This window comes from Rhodococcus sp. PAE-6 (assembly GCF_025290685.1).
Classification (GTDB): Bacteria; Actinomycetota; Actinomycetes; order Mycobacteriales; family Mycobacteriaceae; genus Rhodococcus; species Rhodococcus pyridinivorans.
On record NZ_JAOCLZ010000010.1, the window covers coordinates 195,849 to 206,419 of the forward strand.

9 protein-coding genes are annotated in these 10,571 nt (G+C 67.8%); all 9 read left to right on the forward strand.

The annotated features are described in order from the left end of the window. The first annotated feature begins 10 nt into the window (after positions 1 to 10). The 9 genes from NVV99_RS19765 to NVV99_RS19805 all read left to right on the forward strand — a co-directional run bounded on the left by NVV99_RS19765 (position 11) and on the right by NVV99_RS19805 (position 10,449). Positions 11 to 1,309, forward strand: coding sequence for a helix-turn-helix domain-containing protein (locus NVV99_RS19765; protein ID WP_024101641.1), 1,299 nt, complete (start codon positions 11 to 13; stop codon positions 1,307 to 1,309). Between the two features lie 66 nt (positions 1,310 to 1,375). After that, complete coding sequence (gene adh / locus NVV99_RS19770; RefSeq protein ID WP_006553532.1) at positions 1,376 to 2,899, forward strand: aldehyde dehydrogenase; 1,524 nt, start codon at positions 1,376 to 1,378, stop codon at positions 2,897 to 2,899. Between the two features lie 93 nt (positions 2,900 to 2,992). Beyond that, a complete protein-coding gene (locus NVV99_RS19775; protein ID WP_006553531.1) occupies positions 2,993 to 3,517 on the forward strand; it encodes a DUF779 domain-containing protein in 525 nt (174 codons plus the stop codon). A gap of 133 nt (positions 3,518 to 3,650) precedes the next feature. Continuing rightward, the gene (locus NVV99_RS19780) at positions 3,651 to 4,199 is read left to right on the forward strand and encodes a hypothetical protein (RefSeq protein ID WP_006553530.1); all 549 of its coding nucleotides are present in this window, start codon (positions 3,651 to 3,653) and stop codon (positions 4,197 to 4,199) included. Between the two features lie 263 nt (positions 4,200 to 4,462). After that, positions 4,463 to 5,746: an MFS transporter gene (locus NVV99_RS19785; protein ID WP_024101640.1), complete on the forward strand. Its 1,284-nt coding sequence runs from the start codon at positions 4,463 to 4,465 to the stop codon at positions 5,744 to 5,746. Between the two features lie 97 nt (positions 5,747 to 5,843). Continuing rightward, positions 5,844 to 7,511, forward strand: coding sequence for an AMP-binding protein (locus NVV99_RS19790; RefSeq protein WP_006553528.1), 1,668 nt, complete (start codon positions 5,844 to 5,846; stop codon positions 7,509 to 7,511). A gap of 145 nt (positions 7,512 to 7,656) precedes the next feature. Beyond that, the gene (locus tag NVV99_RS19795) at positions 7,657 to 7,926 is read left to right on the forward strand and encodes a GlsB/YeaQ/YmgE family stress response membrane protein (RefSeq protein ID WP_016932945.1); all 270 of its coding nucleotides are present in this window, start codon (positions 7,657 to 7,659) and stop codon (positions 7,924 to 7,926) included. Between the two features lie 143 nt (positions 7,927 to 8,069). Beyond that, positions 8,070 to 10,031, forward strand: a complete 1,962-nt coding sequence (locus tag NVV99_RS19800) for an acetoacetate--CoA ligase (RefSeq protein WP_024101639.1) — start codon at positions 8,070 to 8,072, stop codon at positions 10,029 to 10,031. A 64-nt stretch (positions 10,032 to 10,095) separates the two neighbouring features. Further along, entirely contained in the window at positions 10,096 to 10,449 is a 354-nt protein-coding gene (locus NVV99_RS19805) for a hypothetical protein (RefSeq protein ID WP_006553525.1), read from the forward strand. Positions 10,450 to 10,571: the final 122 nt, after the last annotated feature.

A 10,571-nucleotide genomic window follows, 5' to 3' on the forward strand; every position in this document is an offset into this window, starting at 1 on the left:
GCGCCGGTACATGACGGATCGTGGAATCGCGACGACCAACCCCTGGGTGGCACTCGACCCGGGAGCGGACGTGGCCGCGCACGCACGTGCGGTACTGCGCGCGCACGGCACGTTCGTCTCCGCCCGCGGCAAGGATCGGCTCGACGGGGTGCGCTCGGTGGTCCGCGACTCGTGGAGCCGGAGCCTGCAGCGCGGCATCGATCCCGACGTCGTCGAACAACCCGCACTGCTCTCCGGGCACGACCTCGAGGAGTACCGCGCCGGCCACCCCATGTCGCTGATCCGCCCGGTGGTGCGCAAGCTCCTCGTCGAGGACGCCGACGACAGTGGACTGCTCGTCGCCATCACCGACGGACAGGGACGGCTGCTGTGGGTCGAGGGCGATCACGCCGCGCGCGACCGCGCCCTGTCGATGAGTTTCGTCGAAGGGGCCGACTGGAGTGAGGACCGCGTCGGCACGAACGCTCCGGGAACGGCTCTCGCCGTGGATCATTCGGTGCAGATCTTCGGCGCCGAGCATTTCAACCGCACGGTGCACGAATGGAGTTGTTCGGCCGCTCCCGTGCACGACCCCACCAGCGGCCGGGTCCTCGGTGCCATCGACATCACCGGTGGGCACCGCGTCGCCGCGCCCGAGGTCCTGCAACTCGTCCGCGCGACGGTCGCGGCGGCGGAGGCCGAACTGCGGTTGCATGCCCTGAGCGGCCGCCCGTTGTTCCCGTCGGCGACGCCGCGCATCGAGACGATCGGCGCCGGGCGGCCCGCCCTGCACCGCGGAGGCGAACGCGTCGGCCTGTCCCGCCGGCACGCCGAGATCCTGCTGATCCTCGCCGATCACCCCGAAGGCCTGAGCTCCGACCGGCTCGCGATGCTGCTCGACGAGAACGAACTCGACTCGGTGACCATCCGCGCCGAGATGTCGCGCCTGCGCAAGGTGCTCGGGGCCGAACACCTCGGATCGCGGCCCTATCGGCTGCTCACCACGCTCGACACCGATGTCGCGGACGTGCGCCGCGCACTCGACCGCGGCGACGTGGCCTCGGCGGTCCGCCTCTGTACCGAGGAGATCCTGCCCGGATCGGTGGCGCCGGGCATCGAGGAGATCCGCGACGAACTCTGCTCGGGCGTGCGGGCGGCGCTGTTGCGCTGCGGCGAGGAGCATCTGCTCGCGCAATGGACCGCGTCCGTCCACGGCCGCGAGGACATCACCGCCTGGGCGGCCTACCGGGCATCGATCGATCCCCGGTCACCCCGCTTCGCGCAGGTCGACGCCACATTGACCCGATTGGACAGGCAGCTCGCAACGTAGTTGCAACCCTCGCGTTCGTAGTGTTTCGGATCACATACCGACCGCTCGACGCTGCAGGAGATGCACATGACCGTGTACGCCCGCCCCGGTTCGCCCGACGCCCACATGTCCTTCCAGTCCCGGTACGACAACTGGATCGGCGGCCAGTGGGTGCCCCCGGTGAAGGGGGAGTACTTCGAGAACGTCACCCCCGTCACCGGCCAGGTGTTCACCGAGGTCGCTCGCGGCACCGAGGAAGACATCGAACTCGCGCTCGACGCAGCCCACGCCGCCGCGCCGGCCTGGGGGAAGACCTCGCCCGCCGAACGCGCGGTGATCCTCAACAAGATCGCCGACCGCATCGAGGAGAACCTCGAGTCGATCGCCCTCGCCGAGTCGTGGGACAACGGCAAGCCCATCCGCGAGACCCTCAACGCCGACATCCCGCTCGCGATCGACCACTTCCGCTACTTCGCGGGAGCCATCCGCGCGCAGGAGGGTTCGATCTCCGAGATCAACTCCGAGACGGTCGCCTACCACTTCCACGAGCCGCTCGGCGTCGTCGGCCAGATCATCCCGTGGAACTTCCCGATCCTCATGGCCGTGTGGAAGCTCGCGCCGGCCCTGGCCGCCGGCAACGCGGTGGTCCTCAAGCCCGCCGAGCAGACACCGGCGTCGATCCTGCACCTGATCTCGATCATCGGCGACCTGCTGCCGCCCGGCGTGGTCAACATCGTCAACGGTTTCGGTGTGGAGGCGGGCAAGCCGCTCGCGTCGAGCCCGCGCATCCGCAAGATCGCGTTCACCGGTGAGACCACCACCGGCCGGCTGATCATGCAGTACGCCTCGCAGAACCTGATCCCGGTCACCCTCGAACTCGGTGGCAAGAGCCCGAACATCTTCTTCTCCGACGTGCTGTCGGCGAACGACGACTACCAGGACAAGGCGCTCGAAGGCTTCACGATGTTCGCCCTCAACCAGGGTGAGGTGTGCACGTGCCCGTCGCGTGCGCTGATCCAGCAGGACATCTTCGACGACTTCCTCTCGCTCGCCGCGGTCCGCACCAAGGCCGTCCGCCAGGGCGATCCGCTCGACACCGACACGATGATCGGCGCTCAGGCCTCGAACGACCAGCTCGAGAAGATCCTGTCGTACATCGAGATCGGCAAGAGCGAGGGTGCCAAGGTCATCACCGGTGGTGAGCGCGCCGATCTCGGCGGCGACCTCTCGGGCGGCTACTACGTGCAGCCGACGATCTTCCAGGGCAACAACAAGATGCGCATCTTCCAGGAGGAGATCTTCGGCCCGGTCGTGTCCGTGACGTCCTTCAGCGATTTCGACGATGCGATCTCGATCGCCAACGACACCCTCTACGGTCTCGGTGCCGGTGTGTGGTCCCGCGACGGTGGCGTCGCCTACCGTGCCGGTCGCGCCATCCAGGCCGGCCGGGTGTGGACGAACACCTACCACCAGTACCCCGCGCACGCGGCCTTCGGTGGTTACAAGCAGTCCGGCATCGGCCGCGAGAACCACCACATGATGCTCGACCACTACCAGCAGACGAAGAACCTCCTGGTGTCCTACGCCCCCAAGGCACAGGGCTTCTTCTGATCCGAACTTCGGCGCCTGTCACGTCCGCACGACGTGGCAGGCGCCGTTGCCATACGCTCGGAACACCGTGCACCCCAACGGAAAGGCAGGCCTGTGACCGTCCCGCGAATCGTGGCGACCGTCGATGCCGTCGCCCTGCTGCGCCGCCTCGCGCAGCGCAACGGACCGCTCATGATGCACCAGTCCGGCGGATGCTGCGACGGCTCCGCGCCGATGTGTTATCCCGACGGCGATTTCGTCGTCGGCGACTGCGACGTGCTCCTCGGAGTCCTCGACCTGCGCCTCGGGGCAGGGGAGACCCGCTCCGATCCGCCGGTCGGCGCGGACGCCGTGCCGGTGTGGATCTCCGGTTCGCAGTTCGAGGCGTGGAAGCACACCTGTCTCGTCCTCGACGTGGTGCCCGGGCGCGGCTCCGGGTTCAGTCTCGAGAGTCCGGAGGGGGTGCGGTTCCTCAGCAGGGGGCGCGCGTTCACTTCCGACGAAATGGCTCTCCTGGAAGCCCACCGGCCACTCACCGGGCGGGACCGGGAGGCCGGCGTGGAGCCCGCCGTGTCCGATGTGCCCACCGTGGTCGCCGAGGCCGCCGACGCGTGCCCGGTACCCGGCCTGTCCCCGTGATCCCATCTGCGTGATCCCATCGGGAGGAGGGTGACTCGCCTGCCGGTTGCCGGTGTGCGTCAGAATCGGGACGGAATCCGTCCGGATTCCGGACGACGACGTGGGCGCCCGGCGGGTGCGACGAGGAGTGGGCATGGCCTTCGCAGGCAACGTGGACGAACTGGCACTGCTGCAGACGGTGCGCCTGAAGAAGCAGGTCACTGCCGAGGTGATCGCCGCGCACCTCGGTGTGTCGGTGGCGGCCGGCCAGGCTGCGGTGGCCGCGCTCCTCGAACAGGGCAAGGCGTCGGAGAACGGCGGCGGCATCAGCCTCACCGACAAGGGCACCTCCGAGCTGAACGATCAGCTCGATGCCGAACGGGTCTCCATCGACGAGGATTCGATCTCGGAGCTCTACGACCAGTTCCTCCCGCTCGACGAGGAGCTGAATACGCTCCTCGAGAACGCGGACGCCGACGGATTCGTCGACGGCCTCATCGACCTCGACCGCCGGGCGCAGAGTCTGTTCGACGACGTGTCGGCGTTCGTGCCGCGCCTGTCGCGCTACCAGGACCTGTTCGCCGAGGCCCTGGAGAAGATCAAGGGCGGCTCGCTGGCGTGGGCCACGGCCGCCAACATCGACTCCTACGCCTCCGTGTGGGGCGAGATGCGCCAGGAGATCGCGGGCGCCGCCGGCCGCTGACAATTTCGTTCGTTCGGCGCACTATGTGATGCCGGTCACCTCTACCCCCCTTTCGGGGGTGGTGCGGGGGTGACCGGCATCACTACGTTTCGTTCATCCGCCGAGGCGATCACGCCCGCGGTTCGAACGGACAACGGAGGACTCACGTGACCAGTGTGTCGACCCCGGGGGCTGCCGAACCCCCCGTCGCCGGACCGGTGGGACGTTCGCGTCCCGATCCATCCACACCCCGCCACGCGGGCCCCTCGAAGGAAGGGCCCGGTATCCGGCGCGTCGCCGTCGCCAGCTGCATGGGCACGACGATCGAGTTCTACGACTTCTTCATCTACGGCACCGCCGCAGCGCTCGTCTTCCCGACGGTCTTCTTCCCCGCGCTCGGATCGACCGCAGGTACCGTCGCCTCCTTCGCGACCTTCGCCGTCGCCTTCATCGCCCGCCCCGTGGGCGCAATGCTGTTCGGGCACTTCGGCGATCGCATCGGACGCAAGAAGACGCTGATCTCCACGCTGCTGCTGATGGGTATCTCCACCCTGCTCATCGGCCTTCTGCCCGGCGCCGAGACCATCGGTGTCGCCGCCCCGATCATCCTCGTGCTGCTGCGATTCGCCCAGGGCTTCGCAGTGGGCGGTGAGTGGGCCGGTGCGACCCTGCTCACCGCCGAATACGCGCCACCAGGCCAACGCGGTCTGTACGCGATGTTCCCGCAGCTCGGTCCCGCCATCGCATTCGCCCTGTCGAGCGGAACCTTCCTGTTCACCGGTCTCGCCCTCGGCGACACCAACGACGCCTTCCTGAACTACGGCTGGCGGATCCCGTTCCTGCTCAGCATCGTTCTCGTCGGCATCGGCCTCTACATGCGCCTCGCCATCGAAGAGACTCCTGTCTTTCGTGCGGAGCAGGAAGCCCGCCGTAGTGCCCCGGCCGCCGAGATCGAGGCCCCGCGCCGGCTGCCCTTCCTCGACGCGTTGCGCTACCAGGCCAAGGAGATCTTCCTTGCCGGCGGCGCGCTGGCCATCATGTTCGCCTTCTTCTACATGGGCACGGCCTACCTGACCAGCTACGCGACGTCCGAGCTGGGATTCGACCGGCCGTTCGTCCTGGTGGTGGGCATCGCCTCGTCGCTCGTCTTCGGTCTCGCGATCGTGCTGTCCGCGCTGTATTCCGACCGCTTCGGGCGCAAGAAGGTCATCATGGTCTCGTGCGCCTTCTCCGTGGTCTGGGCACTGGTGTTGTTCCCGCTCCTCGACACCGGCTCACCGATTGCGTTCGTGCTCGGAATGATGATCACCCTCGCGATCTTCGGTATCGCCTACGGGCCGTGCGGAGCACTGCTGCCCGAGATGTTCGCGACCCGCTACCGCTACACCGGTGCCGGTCTGGGCTACAACTTCGCCGGTGTCCTCGGCGGCGCCATCCCGCCGATGATCGCCGCACCGCTCGCCGCCTCCTACGGCGGTATCGCGATCGGGATCATGCTGGCCGGAATCGGCCTCGTGAGCCTGGTCTGCACCGCGGCGCTCGTGGAGACCCGCGACCGGGCCCTCTGATCCACCGCCCCACCGATCCACCCCCGGTGGCGGTCGTCCGGCAGCAGCCCGACGACCGCCACCACAGCCGTTTCCCCGCCTCGTGAAGGAGAATGCGATGTCCGGCCTCGACGTCGACCGTCTGCCCAGCTACACCCAGGGTGCCTGGGACGTCCCGCTGCTCGGCGACACCATCGGCGACAACCTCGACCGCACCGCCGCCCGCTTCGGCGACCGTGAGGCGCTCGTCGATTCTGCCGCCGGAAAGCGCTGGAGTTACACCGAATTCGTCGCGGACATCGACGTGCTCGCGCTCGGTATGCTGCGGGCGGGCATCACCAAGGGTGACCGCGTCGGAATCTGGGCACCCAACTGCTGGCAGTGGGTGCTCGTGCAGTACGCGACCGCGAAGATCGGGGCGATCCTCGTCAACATCAACCCCGCCTACCGCTCGCACGAGCTGCAGTACGTCCTCGAGCAGGCCGGTGTGCGGATGCTGGTGTCCGCCCCGACGTTCAAGACCTCCGACTACGCGCAGATGATCGAGACCGTCCGGCCCAACTGCCCCGATCTCGAGGACGTCGTCCTGCTCGACTCGCCGAGGTGGGACGAACTCGTCGACTCCGGCCGCGCCGCGCTCACCGAGGACCGGGCACCGCTCGACGCGGCCCAGGCCTCGTTGTCGCCCGACGATCCGATCAACATCCAGTACACCTCGGGCACCACCGGTTTCCCCAAGGGCGCCACCCTCAGTCACCACAACGTGCTCAACAACGGTTTCTTCGTCGGCGAGCTGTGCCACTACACCGAACGCGACCGGGTCTGCATCCCCGTCCCGCTGTACCACTGCTTCGGGATGACGATGGGCAACCTCGCGTGCACGAGTCACGGCGCGACCATCGTGTTGCCGGCGCCGGGATTCGACCCCGCTGCGACGCTCGGTGCGGTCGCCGAGGAGAAGTGCACGTCGCTGTACGGCGTGCCGACGATGTTCATCGCCGAACTGGCCGACCCCGGATTCGACAACTACGACCTGTCGAGTCTGCGGACCGGAATCATGGCGGGATCACCGTGTCCGGTGGAGGTGATGAAGCAGGTGATCGACCGGATGGGCATGAGCGAGGTCTCCATCTGCTACGGCATGACCGAGACCTCCCCGGTCTCGACGCAGACCCGCAGCGACGACAGCATCGAGCGGCGCGTGAGCACCGTCGGTCGTGTCGGCCCGCATCTCGAGGTGAAGGTCGTCGACCCCGTCACCGGACTGACGGTGCCGCGCGGCGAACCCGGCGAACTATGCACCCGCGGTTACTCGGTGATGCTCGGCTACTGGGATCAGCCCGACAAGACCGCCGAGGCGATCGACGCGGCCCGATGGATGCACACCGGCGACATCGGCGTCATGGACGAGGACGGGTACGTCTCGGTGACCGGCCGGATCAAGGACATGGTCATCCGGGGTGGGGAGAACATCTACCCCCGCGAGATCGAGGAATTCCTCTACACCCACCCGGACATCCTCGACGCCCAGGTCGTCGGCGTGCCCGACACGAAGTACGGCGAGGAACTCATGGCGTGGATCCGGATGCGCGAGGGCGCCGAACCGCTCGACGCCGATTCGCTCCGGACGTTCTGCACCGGCAAGCTCGCCCACTACAAGATCCCGCGCTATGTGCACGTGGTCGAGGAGTTCCCGATGACGGTGACCGGGAAGGTCCGCAAGGTGGAGATGCGCGAGCAGGCGATCGCCTTGCTCGAGGCGACACGAGCGGACGGGGGCCGGTGAGACCACGGCCCTGCCGGAGAAGGATGTTCACCCGAAAGGCACGTCGAATCCGCCTCGTGTGAGAGGTTCATGATCGACACTGATGGGGTACATGGTCGTCGAGGTTGCGCCGCCCCGGGTGCGGCGCCGAACAGAGAGGCTCACCATGGGACAGATCATCGGCACGATCATCTTCGGCGCAGTCATCGGTATCCTCGCCAGGTTGGTGATCCCCGGTAAGCAGGCGATGGGGATGCTCATCACCATCGTCATCGGCATCATCGGTGCGCTGATCGGTTACTGGATCTGGGGTCTGATCTCGTCCGAGGGGAACGAGAACACCTCCGGCATCGACTGGATCCGCTGGATCATCTCCATCGCCGTCGCTGTGGTGCTCACCCTCATCTACACGTCTGCGACGCGCGAGCGGCGGTAGCCGAGAGTCCTCGCGCGAGGCTCCGTTTCGGACGTCTCGGACGTCGTGCACGGGCAGTCCGTCCGTGCACGACGGTTCCCGGCCGGTCCGGGCGGGCCTTCGTCCGTGTTCAGGTACGGTCCCGGACCGGGAGGTGAACTGTGGTGGAACCGCAATGGACTCCGACGGACGTCGACATCGAGCAGGCGAACGTCACCGGATTCACCCGGTTCGTCGAGGAGAGACACGGACTCGACCTGCCCGGCTACCGGGCGTTGTGGCAGTGGTCCGTCGACGAGCCCGGCGCATTCTGGCAGGCAGTGTGGGACGCCTTCGACGTCGTCTCCCACACCGACCCCGGCCCGGCTCTGGCCGACGCCTCCATGCCCGGTGCCGTGTGGTTCCCGGGCGCGCGACTGAACTTCGCCAAGTACGTCTTCCGGGAGCGTCCCCCGGACGAGGCCGCCATCGTCCACCTCGACGAGGAGGGACGCCGGCGCGAGGTCTGCTGGTCCGAACTCGAACGCCGGACGGCCGCGCTCGCCGCGACGCTCCGCGCGCACGGGGTGGGAGAGGGTGATCGTGTCGTCGGCTACCTGCCCAACATCCCCGAAGCGATCGTCGCCCTGCTCGCCACGGCGAGCATCGGGGCCGTCTGGGCCGGATGTGGACAGGACTACGCCGCACCTGCGGCGATCGACCGTCTGGGCAGACTCGAACCACGAGCACTCGTCACGGCAACCGGATACCGCTACGCAGGACGGCGGCACGACCGCGTCGACGAGGTGGACGTACTCCGCGCCGCGATGCCCGGCCTCGCCCTGACGGTCGTCGTGTCGGAGGAGGAGACATCGTTCGACACGTCCGGGTTCGACACGTCCGGGCAGACCGGGACCGTTCTGGACTGGCGGGACGCTGTCTCCGGCGACGCCGCTCTCGAACCCCTACCCGTTCCCTTCGACCATCCGTTGTGGGTGGTCTTCTCCTCCGGCACCACCGGCCCACCGAAAGGCTTGGTGCACGGCCACGGTGGTGTGCTGCTCGAACACCTCAAGGCGTTGTCGCTGCACCTCGACCTCCGTCCCGGCGACCGCTTCCTCTGGTACACCAGCCCGAGCTGGATGATGTGGAACTTCCTGCTCTCGGGGCTGCTCGTGGGATGCACCGTCGTCACCTACGACGGCGCCCCGTCCCATCCCGAGGTCGATCGCCTGTGGCGGATCGCGGCCGACGAGAACGTCACGGTGCTCGGGACGAGCCCCGGCTATGTGCTGGCCTGCATCAAGGCCGGTGTCGTCCCGCAGGACGACCACGATCTGTCGGCCCTCCGCGGCGTCGGGGTCACCGGGTCGACGCTGCCCGCCTCGTCGTCGGCGTGGCTGTCGGACAACGCCGGCGAGCACGTGCAGGTGATGTCGATCTCCGGCGGGACCGACGTCGTGACGGCCTTCGTCGGCGCCGTCCCCACGGTGCCCGTGTGGCCGGGGGAGATCTCGGTGCCCTGCCTCGGTGTGGCCGTCGACGCCTTCGACGAAGGGGGCCGGCCGGTGCGCGGAGAGGTCGGAGAACTCGTGGTGACCGTCCCCATGCCGTCCATGCCCGTGCGGTTCTGGAACGACCCGGACGGCAGTCGCTACCGCGACGCCTACTTCTCCGTCTATCCGGGTGTGTGGCGCCACGGCGACTGGATCACGATCACCGAGCGCGGAACCTTCGAGATGCACGGCAGGTCCGACTCCACCCTCAATCGCCACGGTGTGCGGATGGGCAGTGCCGATATCTACCAGGCCGTGGAGAACCTGCCCGAGGTCGTCGAGTCGCTCGTCCTCGGCATCGAACAACCCGACGGCACGTACCGCATGCCGCTGTTCGTCGTCCTCGCCGAGGACGTCACGCTCACCGACGACCTGAAGGAACGGATCCGTGCGGCCGTGCGCGAGCATGCCTCGCCCCGGCACGTGCCCGACGAGATCGTCGCCGCGCCCGGGGTGCCGCACACTCGCACCGGTAAGAAGCTCGAGGTTCCCCTCAAACGGATCCTGCAGGGAGCCGATCCCGGCCGCGTCGTCGACCGCACCGCGATCGACGAACCCGACCTGCTCGACTGGTACCGCGACCAGGCGTGATCCGGGGCACACCATGAGCGTCACCTAACTGGACAGTCCCCGTCCCGAATGGTCGGATTGCGCCATGGACATCGCCATCAAGATCTTCCTCATCCTGCACTTCATCGGCCTCGCGGGCATCATCGGTTCGTGGCTCGCGGTCATCAAGGAACCGCGGGTCGTCGCCGGCATGCTGCACGGCGCCATCCTGCAGGTCGTGACGGGTCTGGCCCTGGTCGGTCTGCGGGAGGCGCAGGACGTCGTCGAGGTGAACCACATGAAGATCGGCATCAAGCTGCTGGTCGCCCTCGCCGTGCTCGTCGTGGCGTTCATCGGCCTGAGGAAGGAGAAGCAGAATCCCGGCTCGACCGCGACGCTCGCCCACGTCGCCGGTGGTCTGGGCATTCTCAACGTGATCATCGCCGTGGCGTGGACGTGATCGTCCGCACTCGGGTGACAGCTGGTCGGCGCCGGGTGGGCACCCTGTAGATTGGGGCCGATGCGTATGTCATGGGCTCCGGTGATGACCGGCGGGTAACCTGCTTCGGGCGCCTCGGCCGA

What these genes read in the sequence shown, in the direction of transcription:
- NVV99_RS19765 (WP_024101641.1), top strand. Translation starts at nt 11, where the DNA reads ATGACGGATCGTGGAATCGCGACGACCAACCCCTGGGTGGCACTCGAC.
- adh (WP_006553532.1), top strand. Translation starts at nt 1,376, where the DNA reads ATGACCGTGTACGCCCGCCCCGGTTCGCCCGACGCCCACATGTCCTTC.
- NVV99_RS19780 (WP_006553530.1), top strand. Translation starts at nt 3,651, where the DNA reads ATGGCCTTCGCAGGCAACGTGGACGAACTGGCACTGCTGCAGACGGTG.
- NVV99_RS19790 (WP_006553528.1), top strand. Translation starts at nt 5,844, where the DNA reads ATGTCCGGCCTCGACGTCGACCGTCTGCCCAGCTACACCCAGGGTGCC.
- NVV99_RS19795 (WP_016932945.1), top strand. Translation starts at nt 7,657, where the DNA reads ATGGGACAGATCATCGGCACGATCATCTTCGGCGCAGTCATCGGTATC.
- NVV99_RS19805 (WP_006553525.1), top strand. Translation starts at nt 10,096, where the DNA reads ATGGACATCGCCATCAAGATCTTCCTCATCCTGCACTTCATCGGCCTC.